At 54.9% G+C, this 20,471-nt stretch carries 14 protein-coding genes; 1 reads left to right on the forward strand and 13 read right to left on the reverse strand.

Annotation, left to right across the window (positions count from 1 at the left end):
- Window positions 1-54 precede the first annotated feature (54 nt).
- From KIS77_08660 to KIS77_08705, 10 genes are all read right to left on the reverse strand, one after another.
- Window positions 55-1,443 carry a Gfo/Idh/MocA family oxidoreductase gene (locus tag KIS77_08660; GenBank protein ID MCW5922401.1) on the reverse strand — a complete coding sequence of 463 codons (1,389 nt, stop codon included), beginning with the start codon at window positions 1,441-1,443 and terminating at the stop codon, window positions 55-57.
- Between the two features lie 407 nt (window positions 1,444-1,850).
- On the reverse strand, window positions 1,851-2,729 hold the full coding sequence (locus KIS77_08665) for a sterol desaturase family protein (protein ID MCW5922402.1): 879 nt from the start codon (window positions 2,727-2,729) through the stop codon (window positions 1,851-1,853).
- A 2-nt stretch (window positions 2,730-2,731) separates the two neighbouring features.
- On the reverse strand, window positions 2,732-3,115 hold the full coding sequence (locus KIS77_08670) for a rhodanese-like domain-containing protein (protein MCW5922403.1): 384 nt from the start codon (window positions 3,113-3,115) through the stop codon (window positions 2,732-2,734).
- A gap of 108 nt (window positions 3,116-3,223) precedes the next feature.
- Window positions 3,224-3,802: a hypothetical protein gene (locus tag KIS77_08675; protein ID MCW5922404.1), complete on the reverse strand. Its 579-nt coding sequence runs from the start codon at window positions 3,800-3,802 to the stop codon at window positions 3,224-3,226.
- Between the two features lie 138 nt (window positions 3,803-3,940).
- A complete protein-coding gene (locus KIS77_08680; protein ID MCW5922405.1) occupies window positions 3,941-5,344 on the reverse strand; it encodes a hypothetical protein in 1,404 nt (467 codons plus the stop codon).
- A gap of 36 nt (window positions 5,345-5,380) precedes the next feature.
- Complete coding sequence (locus KIS77_08685) at window positions 5,381-8,206, reverse strand: outer membrane beta-barrel protein (GenBank protein ID MCW5922406.1); 2,826 nt, start codon at window positions 8,204-8,206, stop codon at window positions 5,381-5,383.
- Between the two features lie 78 nt (window positions 8,207-8,284).
- Window positions 8,285-10,324 (reverse strand): hypothetical protein, encoded by a 2,040-nt coding sequence (locus tag KIS77_08690; protein ID MCW5922407.1) that lies wholly within the window; start codon window positions 10,322-10,324, stop codon window positions 8,285-8,287.
- Window positions 10,325-10,448: 124 nt separating this feature from the next.
- A complete protein-coding gene (locus KIS77_08695) occupies window positions 10,449-11,246 on the reverse strand; it encodes an SDR family oxidoreductase (GenBank protein ID MCW5922408.1) in 798 nt (265 codons plus the stop codon).
- A gap of 132 nt (window positions 11,247-11,378) precedes the next feature.
- Entirely contained in the window at window positions 11,379-13,901 is a 2,523-nt protein-coding gene (locus tag KIS77_08700; protein ID MCW5922409.1) for an FtsX-like permease family protein, read from the reverse strand.
- Window positions 13,902-14,072: 171 nt separating this feature from the next.
- Window positions 14,073-16,379 (reverse strand): family 20 glycosylhydrolase, encoded by a 2,307-nt coding sequence (locus KIS77_08705; GenBank protein ID MCW5922410.1) that lies wholly within the window; start codon window positions 16,377-16,379, stop codon window positions 14,073-14,075.
- A 101-nt stretch (window positions 16,380-16,480) separates the two neighbouring features.
- Between KIS77_08705 and KIS77_08710 the strand changes: the two genes are divergently transcribed.
- On the forward strand, window positions 16,481-17,137 hold the full coding sequence (locus KIS77_08710) for a hypothetical protein (protein ID MCW5922411.1): 657 nt from the start codon (window positions 16,481-16,483) through the stop codon (window positions 17,135-17,137).
- Here KIS77_08710 and KIS77_08715 read toward each other — a convergent pair.
- The 3 genes from KIS77_08715 to KIS77_08725 form a co-directional block, all read right to left on the reverse strand.
- The gene (locus tag KIS77_08715) at window positions 17,109-18,035 is read right to left on the reverse strand and encodes a homoserine kinase (GenBank protein MCW5922412.1); all 927 of its coding nucleotides are present in this window, start codon (window positions 18,033-18,035) and stop codon (window positions 17,109-17,111) included. The two genes, KIS77_08710 and KIS77_08715, sit on opposite strands and share 29 nt — an antisense overlap.
- A 274-nt stretch (window positions 18,036-18,309) precedes the next feature.
- Entirely contained in the window at window positions 18,310-18,858 is a 549-nt protein-coding gene (locus tag KIS77_08720) for a lysophospholipid acyltransferase family protein (GenBank protein MCW5922413.1), read from the reverse strand.
- A 76-nt stretch (window positions 18,859-18,934) separates the two neighbouring features.
- A complete protein-coding gene (locus KIS77_08725; GenBank protein MCW5922414.1) occupies window positions 18,935-20,374 on the reverse strand; it encodes an aldehyde dehydrogenase in 1,440 nt (479 codons plus the stop codon).
- Between the last annotated feature and the right edge of the window lie 97 nt (window positions 20,375-20,471).

The raw sequence follows: 20,471 nt of genomic DNA on the forward strand, positions 1-20,471 counted from the left end.
AATAACTTTCCGAAAGTTTCAAGCTTTCGGAAAGTTGGGCTTTGGTTCAATCGTTCATCCTTTTTTCAACACCTTCATCTGAACAGGGTCCCAGTAAATGGCTTTCCCTTTTTCCGCGCTTGTGTTGCACAGCAACGAGGGCGCGGCAGCGCGCAGGCCGAATGAGGCATCCTCGATGTTGGGTTTGCCGGAACGCACCGATTCGAAGAAATTGACTAGATGCGCATAGCGGTCGTCGTAGCCCGGTTCGGGCTTGAAAGTGATTGGCTCGCCGACGAGGCGCTCTGTGGAGGCTTTGCCGTATTTGGCATCATACCATTTTTTGAATTCCTCTTTTTGTTTGGCCGAAAAACTGGTGTACGAATCATAGCCTCCGTAGCCATCGGTCAGGGGGCGCTTGAAGTGCTTGACGGTGAGCTCGTTCCAGCCCATTTCGATGTAGCCGTCGGTGCCGACCAGCCGGAAAGCACCGCTGCCGCCCATGCCATCGGCCAAGTTGGAGCGCAGGAAAAACTGGAACGAAGGATGTTGAGCCGTTTTCGGGTAATCCATCAGCCCCGTCATCAAGTCGTAAGCGTCGCGGCCGTCTTTCCAATAATTCAAGTCGCCGAGCGCAAAAATGCGCGTCGGCCCCAGCGAGCTGGTGATGGTGTGAAGGCCAGTGAGCAGATGGACGAACAAGTCACCCGCCACGCCCGTGCCGTAGTCCTTGTAATTGCGCCAGCGAAAAAACCGCGTCGCATCGAACGGGCGCTTGGGTGCGCCGCCCAGAAAACGTTCCCAATCCACCGTCGTCGGGGAAGCATCGGTCGGGATGGAATAGTTCCACGCACCGCGCGACGTCCAGCGGTCGTAAGCCGCCTCCACATATGTAAGTTCGCCGATGATACCCGAAGCGATTTGTTTTCGAGCCTCCACCATGGCCACACTGCTGGCGCGCTGGCTGCCCACTTGCACCACCTTGCCGCTTTTTTGTTGCGCGGCGATGATTTTGTGGCCGTCCTCGATGCGTTGCACCATCGGCTTTTCGAGATAAACGTGCTTGCCTGCTTTGAGCGCGTCTATGGTGATTTGTGCGTGCCAGTGGTCGGGCGTGCAGACGAATACCGCGTCAATGTCGGGTCGAGCCAGCACCTCTCGATAGTCGCGGGTGGTGAAGAGGCCATTGCCCCATTTTTCGCGGGCATATTCGAGGCGCCCGTCGTAGAGGTCGCAAGCGGCGGCGAGTTCCGTGCCGGGTATCCTTAGGGCGGTATCAATATCGTAGTGCCCGATGATGCCCGCGCCGATAAGCCCCAGCCGGATGTTGTCATTGGAAGATATGCGGATATCCGGGCGCAGGATGCGCGTTTCGTGTGCCAGCAAGTCAGTGCCCAGCGTGAGGGCTGCTGCCGCGCCGCTTGCTTTTTTGAGGAAATCGCGTCGAGAGGAGGAATGCTTCATGGCGACGTTGAGTTGTTGGCTCGTTGAAGGCTTGCCCGGCCAAGCGCAGCGGACGGGGGTTGAGAAAAATGAACGAGTGCTTCGTGGTCGAAACAGCGCCAAAAGTATTGGGAAAAAGTAAACATCGCCGCCCCAAACGGTCAAAAAGTGAAGTCCAAACTTGACTGCCTCAAATTCGGGTGCATTTCAAATTGCCGCAAGTGTGCCCAGAAGAAAATGATTTGTGAGATTGTCTTGATTGATAACAATGATTTTCAAGGATTTGAACGGGCATTGTTTCGCAAACCGTTTTCCGTTGGGCATAAATCGAAACGCTGTTCCGATATGTACCGGAACAGCGTTTGGGCGTACAGAAGCGGCAATTTGAAATGCACTCGTTCAACTCCTCGATTTCATCCACCCACTCATCAACTCTTATTCTTGAACGGTTCCACTACCTGTTCCAAAAATCCGTGCGGGTATTTTTCCACTTCGGGGAAACCCAACTCGATGTCGCGCCCGTCGTGAGGCATCCAGACAGTGCCGAAAAGGTAGTCCCACAAGCTGAGCGAGATGCCATAGTTGACTCCGTAGCTGCCTTTCGGGAGTTCCTTTGAGTGGTGCCAGATGTGCATCTGCGGGTTGTTGAAAATATATTTCAACGGGCCGAGCGGCAGGTAGATATTGGCATGGTTGAGATGCCCGATGGTGAGCGCGAACAAATAGACGATGATGAAGTCCTGAATGCCGAAGCCGAGCATCGCCAGCGGAAGGTATTCGATGGTTCGATAAACAATGTTTTCCATGAAGTGGTAGCGCAGGTGCGCGGCGTAACCCATTTGCTGCACCGAGTGATGCACTTTGTGGAATTGCCACAACCACGGCGAGCGGTGCAGCAGCCGGTGGACGTTCCAATGGATGAAATCGCGCAAGAGGAAGAGCAGCAGCAGCTGCGACCAGCCCGGCCATGAGGCGATATTGAGCGCCACGAGGTTGCGAACGCCAAAAACGTTTTTCAAAAAATCGTTGAAGGCTTCCGCCACCACGCTGGAAAGCGCCGCGTAGCCCACGAGCGAGAAGATGAACACGTTGAAAAACATATAAAACGTGTCGAGCCAGAAGTCCTCGCGGATGCGCGGCTGGTTTTTGCGCCACGGGAACAGTAGTTCGAGCGCGTACACGGCCAATGAAATACCGATGAGCCAATAGAAAAAATTGCCCCACGACGGGTTCAGCACCGTGTTCCAGAGGTAGTTGGCGTAGCCTTTAAAGTTGCTGACAAAAATTTCCCAATACTTCGTCCCCATAGTTATTTCACCACTTTCTTTCCTGCCTTGTTCCACGCGCCCATGCCGCCCGCGAGGTCGAAGACTTTTTCAAAACCTAACTTTTTCAATTGCTCGGAAGCAGATGCGCTGCGCCCTCCGACGGCGCAATAGACCATCACGGGGCGCTTTTTGTCCAAACGGCCCATTTTCTGGGCGAAATCGGCATCGTAAAAATTGTGATTCACCGCCCCTTCGATGTGGCCTTTGGCAAATTCGGCGGGGGTGCGCACGTCCACCAATTGGACGCTCTTGTCGCTTTGCAGCATTTTCTCAAAATCGTCGGGGCTGACAGCAAGGGACTGTGCCTCCAAATGGCTACAAGAAATGCCTCCAAGCAGGAGCAGCAGGAAAAAAAGTTTTTGCATGACTGAATTTTTGTTCTTGAATGGCTCGTAGAAATGCGAACAAAAGTAGCACAGTCATGGGCGACTGGTATGTGACATTTGTCACGAAAGGCCAAAAGAGGCATATTCCTATTGTGTCGTGGGTCTGTATTCCTCAAGCGGGTCTTCGCCTTCCATCACCCAGCGACGCTTTTGCGTGTCGAAATGAACCTTCGGGTCAGGAAACTCAATGTACTCTTCTTTGCCCGAGTTTTGAGGATAGTAGGGCGTGAGGTCTTCGCCTTTCACCATTTTGGCGAAGAGCATGGAGCCTTTTTTGGACAGCTCCGCTTCCGGCATTTTCCATGTGCGAAACACTTCGTTGTAGTAAGTGATGCTGTCGCCCGCCATGCGCAGGTGTATGCCCGTGGCGACGCGCTTGACTTGCAGGCTGGGCGCTATGCGGCTCACGAGCAGGTAAATATCGCCCGTCTTGGCATCTTGGTGATAGAGGTCAATGCGGTGTTGGGTGGCGAGTTGGTCGTAGTATTCGTCGAATGCGGGAGCGAATTTGTTGTCGTGGGTAGCGCCTTTGGGCGGAAGTTTGCCAATATATCGAATGATGCTTTTGAGGGTTTGGCGCTCCAGCGCCTCGTCGGGTTTTTTTCCTATGGTTTGTTGGCAAGCGGCAAAAAAAAATGGGAGCAGGATAAGGAGTGCGTATTTCATGTTGCGGAGATGTTTTTCGCAAAAAAAGTCAATTTTTCAAAATCGGTTGGGCAACAAAAAACAAGAGCCATCACCTCCCCAAATCGGGACGGGATGGCTCCTGTCTATGTCAGATGAAGTGGCTGGGCCACCGAGCGATTAGTATTTCGTGTTGACCGGGTTGAAATCAGCCCAGCCGTTCGTCCAGTCGTTGCCAGCGAATGCGCCGCGGTGCGTCACGGCATTGAAGAAGCCTGCGCGGTTTGGCTCGCTGAATTTCGGGTTGGTGAACGCAGCGCCTGTTGCCGCATCGCCCGAAGTAACCACGAAGTTGGGGTTGCTCGGATATTGGTCGGCAAGGCGAGTGCCAAAGAACCATTCGGGATTGATGCCCACGCCTTGGTGGATGGCATCGGAAGCAGGGCCGTCGATGACGGTGTTGGCAGATTTCCAGTATGCTTCCACGTCAGCCACCGTCACGCCAGAGCCAGCGTTGAAAGTGGTGGCGTTGGCAGTGCCTACCAAGATGTTGTTGGCCAATACGCCAGTGCCGCCTTGATACTGAGCCGTCACAGAAGCTTGATTGAAACGAAGGCCGCGCGGGAAACCAGCGAACACAGAGTTGAAGATGGATACAGCCGTGCGACGACGCAAGTCAATGGCGTGAGCGTAGTTGGCATTACCTGTGGAAGTGCCCGTCTTGATGGGGCCAAGCACGGTGATGTTGGAGAAAACGCCAGTGGTGTAAGGCTGCACGTCGTTGTCGTTCGGGCCGTTGTCGCACTCGAAGCCGTTGGATTGCGATTGGTCGGCAAAGCCGGGATAGCGCACAGCGAGGCCGTGTTGTACGTTGCCGCTCCAGCCGAAGTCCACGTCGAAGTCGTCGTCCCAAGTGCAGAACGACACGAGGTATTTGGCGTTGACCGTGCCGCCGAACCATTCGAAGCCGTCGTCGCCACCAAAGGAAACCATGCAGTATTCCATTTCGGTGCCGCGGCCCACACCACCCAACGTGATGGAGTTGGTCTCGTTGTTGGGCGTAAGTTCGATACCACCGAACTCAACACGCACATATTTGAGCGAGCCGGAGCTCTCATTGTCGAACTGCGTGGAGTTCAAGGTGCCGAAAGTCACGGCAGGCGTGATGCCTTCGATAGCGGGGTCAGGCTGGTTGCAGTTGGCGCGGCCAAGAATGACCAAGCCGCCCCAGTCGCCGCGGTCGCGGATACCTTCTGCTTGGCTGGAGGTGAACACGATGGGCTTGTCAACGGTGCCGTTGGCCACGATGCGACCGCCTTTGTCAATAATCAACGTGGCGCGGGTGCGCTTGTCGCCGAAGATAATAGTACCCGGCTCGATGGTGAGCGTCTGACCGTCGCGGACGAACACTTGTCCTTCGAGCAGATATTTTTTGTCAGCGGTGAGTGTGCGAGTTGTGAGGTTGCCCGTCAATTTGACCACGTCATCGGTGGGAGGAGGGGTTACAATTGGGTCATCCTTATCCTTGCAGGAGACAATAACCATAAGGGTAGCGATACCCAGAATGCTCAGAAAATTTTTCATAACGAGGTGATAAAAATTTGTGTGTGAATGAGTTTGTTATTTGTTCAAATCGTAGGAAAATGACAGATTGATGAGTTGGCCACGCCGAAAAGTGAATATCGCGTGGTCAACATCCGTGATTTTCTCGTTCCGGTCAGAGTCTTGGAAGAAACGGAAGGGCGCATCCAGGAGGTTTTGGATACCCAGCTTGTAAGAGGTGCGCGTGCCGATGCGCTTCGTGATGGTCAGGTCAAGACTGTTGCGCGACAATTCGTAGATGGTGGGGAAGAGTACATCGCCCACCGAGAAGATGCGGTCGCCAAAGATGTTATAGACAAGGCTGCCCGATAGGCCAATGTTTTGTTGGTCGTAGTAGAGCGCAAAGTTGACGATGTAAGGCGACTGGCCTTGCAAGGGGCGCACGCGCTGCTGTGCCGTTGCTGATGCGCCCAAATCCACCTCGGAGCGGATGATGGAGGCGTTGGCGTTGATGGCGAAATTGTCGAGGAAGGGGCTGTTCGTCACGCCGCGCAGCGATTTGCGCAACTCTATTTCCACACCATAGTTCCGCGCATAATCGGCGTTGATATAGGTGAAATTGGGTTGCTCGGTCGTGATGATGGTTCTGTTCTCGATGGGGTCGTTGAAGTATTTGTAAAAAGCCCCTATGCTGAACGTCTCGCCCACACGCGGGTAAATCTCGAAGCGCAAATCAAGGTTGTCAATCGTGGCGGGAGTGAGATTGGGGTTGCCTACGCGACCTGCCTCCAACTTGTAGTCGTAGAAAAGGAAGGGAGCCAATTCGCGGAATTCGGGGCGATTCACCGTGCGGCTGTAAGCCAAGCGCAATACCGAGTTCTCATTGATATTGAAACCAGTATTGATGAAGGGCAACGGCGAAAGCACCTCATTTTTCACTTTTATCTCCTCGAAGTCATTGTTGCTGTTCACGCGCTGAACGTTGTACTCGCCGCGAACGCCCAACGAAACATCGAAACGACCCAAGGGCAAATCCGTCCCGACATATCCGGCGGTGGTCAAGCTGTTGGCATCGTAGGAGTCAATGGGGCGGGTGCCTTCCTCGATGACGAAGCCATCCTGCGTGCGGATATTTTCTTTGCTGAAAATCCTGTCGAGCGGCAGCTCGGAAAGTTGTTGGCCAATGGTCGGGTCGAAGAACCCGGGATACAGATAAGAGAGGTAACGAGACTCGAAATCGCGGTAGCGATAGTCAACATAGTACCCGCCTTTGAGATTGGATTTTTTGCCACCCACGCCCGCGAACGACCAAGTGTAATCCAAACCGTGATTGGCCGACACCTCGAACATTTTGCCATAGTAGCGCCCTGTCTCGAAGAGGTTCGACGAAGGGGGCAGCTGCATGATGAAAGGACGCTCCGCTTGGCCGCCAGGCTGATAGGTGCGGAAGCGGCGCAAATCCGGCTCCAACTCGCGGAGGAAACTGCCGCCTGCCACCCAATGCAGATTTCTGTTGGGGGTCAGTTCGTGTGTGCCTTCAAACTGTCCGGTGTAGATAGAGCGGCTGCGATAGCCGAGCAGATAGTTGCTCAGGTTGTCGCCGGGGCGCTGAATGAAGTCAAAGCCCCGCCGGAGAATGGTCTCGTTTTCGCCGATTTGGTTGAAGAGATTTTTGAAGCTGATGCTATTGCGTTCATTTAGGCGCAATTTCCAATTGGATAGCACGCTGATGCGATTCTGCTTCTCATACACTTGGTCATCAAACTGGAAGCGCACGTCAATCGGATTGGTGCGGTCTTCCCATTCAAAATAGCGGTAGAAATCACGCAAGTAGTATTGGAAGCTAGTAGAATAGTTGACTGTGGTGAGCGTGGTAAGGCGCTTGGTGCCGAGCGTCATGTTGCGACCGAGGCTCAGACCTACCGAATAGTCAGGCGATGCGGTGCGCTCTGTGGGGTTGAAATTGTTGGGCAAGGTATGCGCCGCATCTTGGCGGATTTGCGCATTGCGGGCCGACGACTGCAAGGTGCGCGTATCGGGGAAATTGTTCGGCAATTGCCGAAAACCACTGTCGAAACCCAAGAAGTCGGTCGGCGAGCCTTCGCTTTGGAAGTAAGGCTTGCCTGTGGTGCCTTGGCGGTAGCCAAGCCCCACGTTGATTTTGGTGAAATTTTTCTCCACCTCGTCAATGGTGAACAATTTGATGACACCTCCCGCAAAATCGCCGGGCAAGTCGGCTGAACCCGATTTGTAAATCAACATCCGGTCGAGCACGCTGCTCGAAATGAGGTCGAACGAAAACGTGCGCTTGTCCACCTCGGTGCTCGGCGCCGTCACGTTGTTAATCATCACATTGTTGTAGCGCTCGCTCAGGCCGCGAATCATCACGAAACGGTTGTCAACAATCGTGATGCCCGGCACGCGCTGCAACACTTGTGCGGCATTGTTGTCCTGCGATTTGGCGATTTGCTGGCTCGATACCCCGCTCACCACCTGTTTGGCTTGCTTCACCTCCAGCAATACCGCCGCCACCGTGTTGGTTTTGCGGTATTCCACGATGGTGACTTCGTTGAAAACAAAAGCGGCGGTGGAGAGTACGACATCAAGTGTTTGTTTTTCGTCGGGTTTGATTTCTACACCCGTGATGGTCTTCTCGTCGTAGCCAGTGTACGAAATCGAGACATTGTAAGTGCCGGGCGGCACGTTTCGCACTGAGTAGAAGCCATCAAAATCTGAAATAGCGCCCAATAATTCAGCGCCTTGCAAACGAATGGTGGCGCCGATAAGGGTTTCTTTGGTTTCGCCGTCAATGATGACGCCTGAAAGGGTGCCGTTTTGGGCTTGAATGAAGGAAACAGAGGTCAGGAAGGAAAGGACTAACGCAAAAATTAAACGTGAATTCATCACATGAAGGGCTGTTAAAAAATTTGCTGCAAAGGAACTGCACCAATGTTAAGCCCATGTTAAGTTTGCATTAAGTAATCACCCTCGCCCACTGCCTGTCGGCCCGATGCCCCCCGGCACCCCGTCGGTTGGGGGCGATTGATTGGGGTCGGGGCGCGTGCTGTCCAGAAAGCGCCACGACACCCCAAAGCGAAGCCCGCCGAACGGCTGCGGATAGTAGGCCGTCTGATAAAAAACAGATGTCTTGTTGAAGTTGGTCATAAAATTCTCATACCGCACAAACCCCCTGAGCGACTGTACTTTGAAAGCCACGAACAGGTCGAGCCACGGATAAGGTTTTTGCGTCAGCGTGTCTTGCAAGTGGAATTGCCAAGTGAGTGGCTGATAGCCATCGGGACGAAAATCGCTGTTGATTCGGAAATCGGCACCTGCATCGAATTGAAGCCGTTTTTTGAAAATTTTTCCCGAAAAATAAAGACTGTTTTTGGAGAACCAACGCGGCAAGCGCACCAAATCGGCGCGAGTGCTTTGCTGCAAGGCCACCGTGTTGTCGAGGTGGAGCGGGCCGAAGCGAACGTCCTCGCTCACGATGAACTGCACCACCTGCATGGGCGACGTTGTTTGCGTGGCCACACCCGCTTGGTTGTAGTAGAGGTAATTGCTGACGAGATGCGCCCGCGCCGTCATGGACAGCCCGATGAGCGGTAGGGAATAGGTGGCGTAGAGGGTGTTTTCCACTGGTTTTTCAAAATTATTTTGCCAAAACAACCGCTGACTCACAAAAAGACGATATTGCAACAGCGACGGCGGGCGGCGCTGGCTCAACAAACCCGCTCGCAACTGCCCCACCTTGCCCAAACCCAACGCCAACTCACCACTCACCTGATACTCCCCGAGGTTGGCGAGCATTCCGAGACTGCCCTTGGCATAGAGCGCAAAACCATCGGAAGGCGTGATGGAAAAATCGCCCGTCAGAAACAGGTTGGAAAAAGACGAGTCGAGCGGCTCCTGCTTCACTTTGAAAAAAGTATGGGCCACCCCCACCGATAGCACATCGGAAGGTCGCCCTCGGCTTTTGGTTTTGAAAGTGCTGATTGCGAATGTGTTGTCCACACGGTGCATAGAGGCGAAATGCCGGATGCCGCGCCTGTCCACGAAAAACGTGTCGAAGAAAAAAGAATCTTGTGCCAGATTGGCATCGCTGAATTTGAAGCTCTCCTGCTTCCATGCCAGCGTGTGCGTGGCCCGCAAGGCGCGGCGGCCCGCCTCGTCGTCGCCGGTGAATTTCAGGTGCTGGGTCAGTTGCAAAGTTTGGTCGGCCAAGCGGCTGGCTGCTCGCTGGTCGGGCAGGCGAATTTCGGCATTGATGGGGCCAGCGAATTGGCCGTCGCCAAACACCGTGTCGCTCACGATGCCGCCATTTTCCTGCTGGCGCATCACGTTTTTGGAAAAAATGGCAAACCCGTCATAGCGCGAGCCTTTGGGCAGCCACACCCCGAAAGAGAGGCTGTTGTGCCGATTGCGTTGGTAGCGATATTGCCCTGTGTGATTGATGCTCCGGTAGTCGAGCGAAAAGTTGGCCCCCCCCTCGAAGGTGCGCGAAAAACGGGCATTCAACATTCCCTGTTGCTGGTTGGCTCCCTGCGAAAAAAACACGTCGCTGAATGCGCGGGCATCGCGGTAAAAACGCAAGTCCTCGGGTTTCACTCGATAGAGGTCGAAAGCGTGCTCGCCAAAGTCGAACCCGCGTCGGGCTGGCAATTCAAAGAGCAGGGGCCGCGCCGATGAGCCGAGGTTGCCCAAAGTGCCCCAATCAATCAGTTGCCGCCGCCGCGCCGGGTCGTACATCCTAAAATCACGGTCGGGCAAGGTATCGTCGGCAGGGTAGTTGCGTTCGGGCGTGAGGGCAAACGTGTAGAACAGCGCCGAAGTGTCCGGTGGCGGAGGAGGAGCAGGTGCAGGTGCCCCATCCTGCGCACTCGAACACAAGGGCAAGAGGCACATAGCAAACGACCAAAAGCAGGATTTCCGAGGCAGCCATTGCCCCGGAAATCCCTTTGTTGCCCGATGTGAATCGTTTTTTATACCTTGATTCGCCGGGATTTGTCGGATGACCATGATTAATGTCCTTGTTTTTGAACAGATTGCGCACTTGACCATGCTCAAAACTTGGCGGTGCAAAATTTCCCAACCCAATGTGAAGGTTTGCGAACAATAACGCGGCAGGCGGCTATCCGTTGCCTCAACCCAGCACTGCCGGGTTCATGCCCATCGTGCTGAAACCGCCGTCGTGGAAAAGGTTCTGCATGGTCACATAGCGCGTGTAATCGCTGAAAAGCATGATGCAATAGCTCGCGCAATCCTCCGCAGGCGCGTTGCCGAGCGGCGACATTTTGTCGGCATAGTTGAAAAACTCGTGAAAGCCCTTCACGCCTTGGCCGGCCGTCGTCATGGTGGGCGATTGAGAAATGGTGTTCACGCGCACCTTTTTGGCCGTGCCGAAATGGTAGCCAAAGGAGCGTGCAAAAGATTCGAGCAGCGCCTTAGACTCGGCCATTTCGGAGTAGTCGGGGAAAACGCGCTGCGCGGCGATGTAAGACAGCGCCACGATGCTGCCCCAGTCGTTGATGGCATCGAGCTTCCACATCGTCTGCATCATTTTGTGAAACGAAATGGCGCTCACGTCGAACGTCTTTTGCATCCATTCGTAGTTGAGGTCGGTGTAGGATTTGCCTTTGCGCACATTGACCGACATTCCGATGGAATGCAGCACGAAATCCACCTTGCCGCCGAAATGCTCCATGCTTTTTTGGAACAGCTGCTCCATGTCTTCCAAAGAAGTCGCGTCCGCAGCGACGACGGGTGCCTTGCATTGCTCAGCCAGCACATTGATTTGCCCCATGCGCATGGCGACGGGGGCGTTGGTCAGCACGATTTGCGCGCCTTCTTCCACACAGCGCTCCGCCACTTTCCATGCGATACTTTGATTGTCCAGCGCACCGAAGACGATGCCCTTTTTTCCTGCGAGGATGTTGCTCATACAGTCGAGAGAGTTTGAGTGATAAGGTCAGTCGGGCGGCAAAGATAGAAAAGCGGTTGGTTGTAGCACTCAGCTTTGATTGGCTGCCAAGGAACAAACTACTCTATGCCGCAGCATACCACGCCTACGCCGTCAAACCTCCTGCCGCAGCACCTCCAACGGCGGCTTGCGCACTACCTCTCGACTGTTGAACAGCCCGATAACCACCGTGATGAGCGTGATGCTCAAAAAGGTGATGCCCAACGGAACCCAATTCGCCTCAAAGGGAATTTTAAAAGCAAATTTCGCCAAAGCCCAAGCCCCTGCCACCGAAAGGCCAACCCCCGCCAGACAAGCCAACGCACCCAACAGGAAATACTCCAAAGCATTGATGGCCAGTATCTGCCGGCGGCTCGCACCAAGTGTGCGCAACAAAACGCTCTCGCGGATGCGGGCAAATTTCCCCTGATAAATCGAACTCACCAGCACCAGCAGCCCCGTCAATATGCTGAACAGCGCCATGAACCGAATCACAAACGAAACCTTGCCCAACACCTCGTCCACCGACTTCAAAATCTGCGTCAGGTCAATAGCCGACACGCCGGGATAACGCCGCACCAACTCGCTCTGAAACCGCGCCGATTGCTGCGTGCTGTCCACCCGCGACACCACGACGTGAAACTGCGGCGCCCGCTCCAGCACACCCGTCGGAAACACCACGAGAAAGTTGGTTTGAACCCGATTGAAATCCACCTTGCGGATGCTGCCCACCTCCGTCTCAAGCCGCGCCCCCTGCACGTTGAAGACGAGTTTGGTGCCGATTTTGGCCTTCATGCTGCGCTGAAGCCCGTCGGAAATGGAGACCTTGACAGGCTGACCGGGCGTGTGCGTCCCCGTCCAAGCGCCTTCCACCACCTGCTCCGTGTCAATCAGCGTGTCGCGGAACGTGACCCGGTATTCGCGGTCCCACACCCAGCGCGGCAGCGCATTCGTGCTATCCGCCTCGTCCTGCGATTTGGTGCGGCCATCAATCGTCTCAAGACGAGTAGTCACCACCGCCACCTGCTGCATCAACGGCATCCCACTCGCGCGCACCAACGCCGCCACGCTATCCTTGTCAGCAGTTTGGATGTCGAAGAGAATCATGTTCGGCTGATTGCCACTGCCCGAGAACTCGACCTGCTTGAGCAACATGCTCTGAATCAGGAAAAGCGTGGAAAGCAACATGGTGCCCAAGCCAATGGTGACGACCAGCAAAATGGTCTGATTTTCAGGACGGAAAAGATTCGCAATCCCCTGCCGAGCGACGTAACTCCATTTTTTGGGAAAATACCTGCGCAGCAAAAACGTCAGCAACCTTGCAATGCCCCACAAAATCAAAAACGCCGCAGCGATGCCGCCCATGAAAAAAAGCGTCTCCTTCCAATCCTTCACAAGCCACCAAGTGAACCCGAAAATGGCGAGCAAAATGAGCAAGTAAACCGCCCACCGCAACAAGCGATTGTCGTCCTCCTGCTCCCCAAAAGAAACCCGCAACGTCCGCAAAGGAGAAGTTCTCAAAATTCCAGAAAGTGGAATGAGCGCAAACATCACCGCCACCGACAAACCCAAAGCCATCCCCTGCGCCACCGAAGCCCAAGAAAAATCGGTGCTCACCTGCTCAATCGGCAATAAATCACGCGCCACCCAAGGCAACAACTTTTGGATGAGCGACCCTCCCAAAGCACCCATCACCGCCCCCAACAGACCGATGCCGGCCACCTGCGCCAAGTACACATAAAACGCCTTGCGCCCACTCGCGCCCAAACACCGCAGAATGGCCACCGTCGGCAATTTGTCCTTGATGTAAATATGCACCGCGCCCGCCACCCCGATGCACCCCAACAAGAGCGCAATGAAACCCACGAGATTGAGAAAAGTGCCAAAATTGCCAAAGGCAGCGCCGATGCTGCGCTTGCGGCTGTTCACCGTGTCCCAATTCATGTTCGCCTTTTCCAACTCTTTTTCAAAAGGTTGCATCAAAGCATCCACGTCCGTGCCATCGGCCATTTTGTAAAAATACTGATAGTCCACCCGGCTGCCACGCTGAATAAGCCCCGTCGAATCGAGCCAAGCGGCAGGAATAAAAACAACCGGCGCAATGCTGCTGGCGATGCCCGCCCGACCGGGCGAGGAAAGCAGCTCGCCCTCCACGACAAAAGTCACATTGCCCACCTGAATGCTGTCGCCGGTCCGAATATCGAACTGAAGCATGAGCGCGTGTTCGACCAAGGCCCTCCTCCCCTCGCGGAAAGTTTGCCACGAGTTTTCAGGGCTGCTCTTCCATTCCCCATAGAAAGGATAGTCGCCTTCGAGCGCACGAATTTGCGAAAGCCGAGTACCGCCATTTTTGGGAAAACGCACCATGCTCATGAAATTCGTCACCTGCGCCATCTCCGAACCCGGCATCTTGAATTTCCACAAAATGGAATCTGGAGCAGGCTGACTCGCATCCAACAAAAGGTCAGCGCCGAGCAAAGTTTTGGCCTCTCGGTCAATGTCGGCGGTCAAGTTGACGGAGAAGGAACGAACCGCCGTCAGCGCCGCAATGCCGACCGTGATGGCAGATATGAAGAGCAGGAGGCGGGCGCGGTTGCGGCGGCTATCGCGCCAAGCCATTTTCAGAATAAAACTCATTTTTTATAGTAGAGGGCGGAGGGTAGAAGGAGACGCCTTTATGTCCATTTCCGAAATCCGTACCCGTTTAGCCCCCTAAACGGCCAAAGGTGAGGAGGGTTGGGGTCATTTTGGAAAAAACGGATGAAATGCCAGTAGCCATAGATAAATAAGGCCACTCAGCCCCTTGCCTCACTCCACGATTACTTCATCAATGAACAACCAAGCGCCATTGCCCGCACCTGCGGCGTTTTCAGGAATGACGCCGAATGTCTTGGCCACGAATTTCAAGTAGCGCCCTTGTGCCCCAGGAGCGTCCAGCACCACCGTCTCCACCGTGATGCCCTCCATCGTTTCAGCTGGTATCTCCTTGGAGGCCAGCAGCCTGAACTGTTGGCCGTCATCAGACACATGTATTTCCACTCCGCGTGGGGGGTAAATCCACGAAACTTTGCTATTGACAAAATGGGTGGTCACGCGGCTGAAGCTCGTGGGCTTGCCCAAGTCAATCACGGGGTCAATGTCGCGGTTCACCAGACCGACCCAATTGCCCCAAGTTTTGATGTCGCCCGTCACCCCGTTGGTCAAGGCATACTGCTCCCCCCCGTCGTATTTGTCGGGTATGCGCGCAAGAGCGTAAGGTTTCCCACTTGCTTTGTGCACGAGATATGCCACGGTGCGCACCTTGCCCATTTGTTTTTCTCCTTCAAAGACCGCTGCTTTCACCGTCGTGTTTTGAGCAATGGCAAACGGCTCCTTGTATCTCTTTGAAGTCGGCGTGGGTTCGCTTCCATCGGTGGTGTAGCGAATCTGGAGCACGGGGTCAATGGCCGACAGCGCGACCTTACCGCCTGAAAAAGAAGTGGATATGTCAAAATAGCTTTTGGCGTAATTCACCCCCATCGCGTCGAGCCGCGCAAAGTGCGCCCGAAGGCGGCGCGCAAAATCAGGCCAGTCCTTCTTTTCCGTGGCCGACCAAGCGATTTCGGCCACGGCACATGCGCGGGGGTAGGTCATATATTCCACATAGTCGGGCGTTTTCATGTACTCCGTCCACACGTTGGCTTGCACGCCGAGTATGCGCACCGCCTCTTCGGGGCTGAGCTCCGCCGGCACCGGCTCGTAGCCGTACACTTTTTCCAAGGTGAGATACCCCCCGATAGCGACAGGCTCGGTGTTGGGGTCGCTTTGGTAATAGTCGAGATAGACGTGCGAGGTGGGTGTCATGATGGCATCGTGACCCGCTTTGGCCGCCGCGATGCCGCCCTCCGTGCCGCGCCAGCTCATCACTGTGGCAGAAGGTGCAAGCCCCCCTTCCAATATCTCGTCCCAACCGATGAGTTTTTTGCCGCGCCGCGCCAGCATGGCCTCTGCCCGGCGAATGAAATAGCTCTGCAACTCATGCTCGTCTTTCAAGCCTTCCTGCTTCATGCGTTTTTGGCATTTGGGGCAGGTTTGCCAGCGCGTTTTGGGGCACTCATCGCCACCGATGTGGATATAGGTGCTTGGAAACAAGGCGCATACCTCTTCCAGCACCTCGTCCAGAAACACAAATGTTTTTTCGTTGCCCGCGCAAAAAACATCTTCAAACACGCCCCATTTCGTCGCGGCCTGATAGGGGCCGCCCGTGCAGCCCAATTCGGGGTAGGCCGACAGGGCAGCCAGTGCATGGCCGGGCATTTCGATTTCGGGTATCACGGTGACAAATCGCTGACGCGCATATTCCACCACCTCTTTCACCTCCTCTTGGGTGTAGTAGCCGCAGTAGGGCTTGCCGTCGAATCGTTGCGGTTGGTCAGAGTAGTGCCCCACGAGCGTCTCGGAGCGACAAGCGGCGACTTCCTGAAGCCGGGGGTGCTTTTTTATTTCGATGCGCCAGCCTTGGTCTTCGGTGAGGTGCCAGTGAAAGGTGTTGAGCTTGTGCGCCGCGAGCAGGTCAATGTATTTTTTGATAAAGGAAACGGGGAAGTAATGCCGCCCCACATCGAGGTGAAGCCCGCGATAGGAAAAACGCGGCGCGTCGTCAATCTTGCAGCAGAGCGCCTTCCATGCGACGGATGCCGCGTTGATTCCCGGCGGAAAAATCTGCCGAAGGGTTTGCACGGCATAAAAAGCCCCGGCAGCGGTACGCGCACGGATATAGATAGCGGTTGGGGTTATTTCGAGTTGATACCCCTCGGCGGATGCGATACTCGATTCTGGCAAAAAATAAATGGCGTTCTCCGTCGGCTCCCGCATGTCTTGTTGAATGGACTGACTGACCAATCGGAAACCAGCCCCTTGCTCAACCAAAGCAGCGAGGTAACGCGCAGCCATTGCCCAATCGTCCATGCCATTCGGCACAAAGACGCGGGTATCTGCGGTCAGCGTGAAATAACCAGAAGTAGTCGTCACCGACAGCGGCTGAGGGACGAGGTTCAGGGCAGGCTTTTTTTGGCAGCTCTGGTTGAATGCGAGGAGGCCCAGCAAGAATAGCGTAAAGAGCAGGCGCAATTTCATGGATAAATAGTGTTAGGAGGAAAAATAATGCTGCCAAGTTCTTGAAAGTCATCAAATTCAAGGTATAAATTTGAAGCAACCATTCAACAACTCTCCACGCTATGAAAAACAAATCGCTGGCCCACCTGCTGTTGGCGCTGCTTCTCTCGGTTACAGGTCTTTATGCGCAAAAAAACTGGGTTTTTCAGAAAGAAAAAGAGGGCGTTAAAGTGTATAAACGCAAAGTGGACGACGGCTATGAACTCAAATTGGTAGCAGTGTTCAACGCCGCCCCGGCAGCCATGTTGGCGCTGTTCAACAATGTTGCCGAATACCCGAAATGGGGCTATCGGGTGGCACATTCGGAATTGTTGAAACGGGTGAGCGCCACAGAGTTCTACTATTACTCTCGCTTCTCGTTCCCTTGGCCCTTGGAAGACCGCGACGTGGTGATGCGCACCACTATCACGACCGATGCCAAAACCAATGCGATAACGCTTTCGTCGCATGCCGTGCCAGATTTCATTCCTGAAAAACAAGGCATCGTGCGGGTGAAAAAGGCCAACGTGACTTGGAAACTATCCGCCCAAACCAGCACCTCGATGGAGGGGGAATACTACCTGAGCACCCACCCGGGCGGCATATTGCCAGATTGGACGGTGAACCTCGCCAACGATACCGGCCCGATAGAAACCGTGCAAAAAATGAAAAAACTGCTGAGCGAAGAGCGGTACAAAAACGTGAAGCAACTCAGCAAATCACCGCACCTTCCTGATTGACCGGAGAGACAAACACCTCGCTTTCCACCTGGTGTTTGGCAAATGCCTGCCGCATGGCCAAAGCCGCGTTTTCGGCGACCAAGCTATTGGCGCTCAGCGCAAACACCGAAGGCCCGGCCCCCGAAATACTGCACCCCAGCACGCCCTCGGCAAGCGCAGCCTCCTTCACCTCGTAGAACCCCGGAATCAAGCCCGCCCGCTGAGGCTCCACGATTTCGTCCTTCAAACTGCGCCCGACGAGGCCGATGTCCCCGTTGAAAAGACCAACGATAAACCCACCCACATTGGCACTTTGGCGCACAAATTTGTCCATCGGCACTTCGGGCTTCAAGATGGCGCGGGCGCTTTTGGTCATGATTTCGATGTGCGGATAGACGACCGTGACGTAAAGGCCGCGCGGCGTGTGCAGCCGATGCACATCGAGCGTGGCCCCGTCGCGGATGAGCACGATGCCCCCTATCATGGAAGGCACCACATTGTCGGTGATGAAACTGCCGGTCGCCATTTGCTCGCCCGCGCAAGCGAAGGGCAACAACTCACGCTTGCTCAGTCCCGTGCGAAGCAGCTCGCTCACCGCCAACGCAGCAGCTACCGCGCTGGCGGCACTGCTGCCAAGCCCACTGCTGAAAGGCATTTTTTTATGGATTTCGAGCTCCACGCCGCGCTTGGACTCGCCCAGATGTTGCATCAATCGCAGGGCTGCCACGCCTGCGGTGTTCCGTTCCACTTCGTAGGGCAGCTTGCCTCCATGCCCCGTTATTTTTGTGATGCGCAAGCCCGGCGTGTTGCTCTTTCGAGCAATCACCTCGTCGCCCGGTCGCTCCAGCGCCAGCCCCATGATGTCGAACCCTACCCCTATGTTGCCGACGGTGGCCGGCGCGAATGCTTTGATGCCCATTTTATACCCAGATTAAAGAGGGTTTGAAGATTTCCTTGATTGATTTGTACGATTTTCAAAGGATTGCGAGCGCCGCTCGTTCAAAACCACCTTGTCAGACCCTGTATTCAGGGGCTTGCCTGGCCAAGTGAAGCGGACGGGGCTGATTTGCGCCGGCTACATAACTTGATTCGTGGGATTTGTTAGATGAACATGCTCGATGTTCTTGATTTTTGGCAGATTGCGCTTTTAGCCATGCCCCAAACTTGGCGGTGCGAGGTATGTGTTGTTGGTCTTATCCAACCCCTTGTTCGGGATTGGCCCCCTGTATGCCTTTGAAATAGTTCCATAGATATTCCATGTCAGCCGCTTCGTCGTCGGAAGGATAAAAGAGCTGAGGGTCGAAATGCACTTCTTTGGTGGCCCAATTGAAGGTGCAAAGACATATCGGCACCCCTGCGAGCCGCGCTATGTGGTAAAAACCCGTTTTGAACTTGTCCACTTTTTTGCGCGTGCCTTCTGGTGCCAAAACGAGGTGCAGCCGCGGCTCTCGCTGGAAAGCCTCGACTGTCGCCGACACAAAATTACTGCTCTTGGAGCGGTCAACCGGGATGCCCCCCAACCAGCGAAAAAACACGCCAAACGGCCACTTGAAGATGGTGTGCTTGCCCACATAATTGGCTTTGCATCGGTAGGCGCTATTGACCAAAACGCCGACAGGAAAATCCCAGTTGGACGTGTGCGGCGCGACGGCTACGACGACCTTCGCCAAGTCGTAGGGATATTGGCCGGTAATTTTCCAGCCCCACAAGCGCAGGATGATATTGCTGAGCCAGCTAAGCATAAGACAGGATTTGAAATGCGCCCTTTTTGAGTGGCGAAGGTCGGTATTTTTTGAATTTGGGCGATGCCCGCTCGCACTAACCTGCAATCGTCACATTCTTTGTCTCGGTGAAAAAACGCATCGCGTCCCAGCCGCCCTCGCGCCCCACGCCTGAGTTTTTCACACCGCCAAATGGGGTGCGCAAATCGCGCAGCAGCCAGCAATTGACCCACACGATGCCCGCTTGCAGCTCGGCAGCAAAACGCTGCGCCCGCGAGAGGCTGTTGGTCCACACCGTCGCGCTGAGACCATAAGGGACACCGTTGGCAAGCGCAAGCGCCTCGTCGTCAGCGTCGAACGGCTGAATGGTGACAACCGGGCCAAATATCTCTTCCTGATTCGTTCGGCACGCCAAAGGCAATCCCTCTATCACGGTGGGGGCGATGAACCAACCGCCTGCCAATTTCCCCGGCAAGCGCACCTCCTCGCCACCGGCTATGACGCTGCCGCCTTCTTGCTTGGCGAGCTCGATGTAGGAGAGAATTTTTTCAAAGTGCATTTTTGAGACCACCGCGCCGTGACGGCTTTCAGGGTGCATAGGGTCGCCGATTTTCAAGGCATTCACCCGCGCCACGAAGTCTTTTTTAAATTTTTCAAAAATGGAGCTTTCGACGTAAATCCTTGACCCGCACAGGCAAATCTGCCCCTGATTGCTGAACGAGGAGCGCACAGTGGTATCCAGCATCTTGTCGTAGTCGCAGTCGGCAAAGATGAGGTTGGGGTTTTTGCCGCCGAGTTCGAGGGAAAGTTTTTTGAACATGGGCGCGGCGATTCGCGCGATTTCCGCTCCAGCGCGCGTGCTGCCCGTGAACGAAATGGCCTTTATGTTCGGATGCCGCACGATGGCTTCACCTGCTTTGGGGCCGAGGCCATGCACGATGTTGAGCACGCCTGGCGGCAGCCCGGCCTCGTTGCAAATTTCGCCCAACAAAAAAGCGGTAAGTGGCGTCACCTCAGAGGGTTTGCCGACCACGCAATTGCCCGCTGCAAGGGCAGGCGCAATTTTCCAAGTAAACAGATAGAGCGGCAGGTTCCACGGTGAAATGCAGCCCACCACGCCGAGCGGCTGGCGGAGGGTGTAGCTCAACACGCCGGGCATTTGGTGGCTCTCAGAGGCAAAATGAAGGAGCGCGGTGGCAAAAAACTTAAAATTGAGCGCCGCGCGCGGGATGTCCACCGTGCTGGAAGCGAAAATGGTCTTGCCCGAGTCGAGCGTCTCGGCTTCTGCCAAGCGGTGAAGATGTCGCGTGATGCCGTCGCTGATGGCGCGGAGTATGTCGTGGCGTTGTTCCAGCGGCAGAGCGGCCCAAGCAGGGAAAGCGGTGGTGGCGGCTTGTGTGGCAGCTTCCACGTCCGTCGCGTCGGAGTCTGGTATTTTCCCAAAAATCTCGCCTGTGGCCGGGTTGTGATTGTCGAGGTATTGGCCGTTGGCGGGCGGCACAAATTTTCCGCCGATGTAATTCTGAATGACTTGCATGACACTAATCGAATGAGGTGTTTGGTCGGGTAAGGCAACCGGGAAATAACGGCAATGTGAGCATTTTGCCGAAAAAAGCATTTAAGTCCGCACAAAC

Source organism: Saprospiraceae bacterium (genome assembly GCA_026129545.1).
GTDB lineage: Bacteria > Bacteroidota > Bacteroidia > Chitinophagales > Saprospiraceae > M3007.

What these genes read in the sequence shown, in the direction of transcription:
- KIS77_08670 (MCW5922403.1), bottom strand. Translation starts at nt 3,115, where the DNA reads ATGCAAAAACTTTTTTTCCTGCTGCTCCTGCTTGGAGGCATTTCTTGT.
- KIS77_08680 (MCW5922405.1), bottom strand. Translation starts at nt 5,344, where the DNA reads ATGAAAAATTTTCTGAGCATTCTGGGTATCGCTACCCTTATGGTTATT.
- KIS77_08720 (MCW5922413.1), bottom strand. Translation starts at nt 18,858, where the DNA reads ATGCTTAGCTGGCTCAGCAATATCATCCTGCGCTTGTGGGGCTGGAAA.
- KIS77_08725 (MCW5922414.1), bottom strand. Translation starts at nt 20,374, where the DNA reads ATGCAAGTCATTCAGAATTACATCGGCGGAAAATTTGTGCCGCCCGCC.
- KIS77_08660 (MCW5922401.1), bottom strand. Translation starts at nt 1,443, where the DNA reads ATGAAGCATTCCTCCTCTCGACGCGATTTCCTCAAAAAAGCAAGCGGC.
- KIS77_08665 (MCW5922402.1), bottom strand. Translation starts at nt 2,729, where the DNA reads ATGGGGACGAAGTATTGGGAAATTTTTGTCAGCAACTTTAAAGGCTAC.
- KIS77_08675 (MCW5922404.1), bottom strand. Translation starts at nt 3,802, where the DNA reads ATGAAATACGCACTCCTTATCCTGCTCCCATTTTTTTTTGCCGCTTGC.
- KIS77_08710 (MCW5922411.1), top strand. Translation starts at nt 16,481, where the DNA reads ATGAAAAACAAATCGCTGGCCCACCTGCTGTTGGCGCTGCTTCTCTCG.
- KIS77_08695 (MCW5922408.1), bottom strand. Translation starts at nt 11,246, where the DNA reads ATGAGCAACATCCTCGCAGGAAAAAAGGGCATCGTCTTCGGTGCGCTG.
- KIS77_08705 (MCW5922410.1), bottom strand. Translation starts at nt 16,379, where the DNA reads ATGAAATTGCGCCTGCTCTTTACGCTATTCTTGCTGGGCCTCCTCGCA.
- KIS77_08690 (MCW5922407.1), bottom strand. Translation starts at nt 10,324, where the DNA reads ATGGTCATCCGACAAATCCCGGCGAATCAAGGTATAAAAAACGATTCA.
- KIS77_08700 (MCW5922409.1), bottom strand. Translation starts at nt 13,901, where the DNA reads ATGAGTTTTATTCTGAAAATGGCTTGGCGCGATAGCCGCCGCAACCGC.
- KIS77_08715 (MCW5922412.1), bottom strand. Translation starts at nt 18,035, where the DNA reads ATGGGCATCAAAGCATTCGCGCCGGCCACCGTCGGCAACATAGGGGTA.
- KIS77_08685 (MCW5922406.1), bottom strand. Translation starts at nt 8,206, where the DNA reads ATGAATTCACGTTTAATTTTTGCGTTAGTCCTTTCCTTCCTGACCTCT.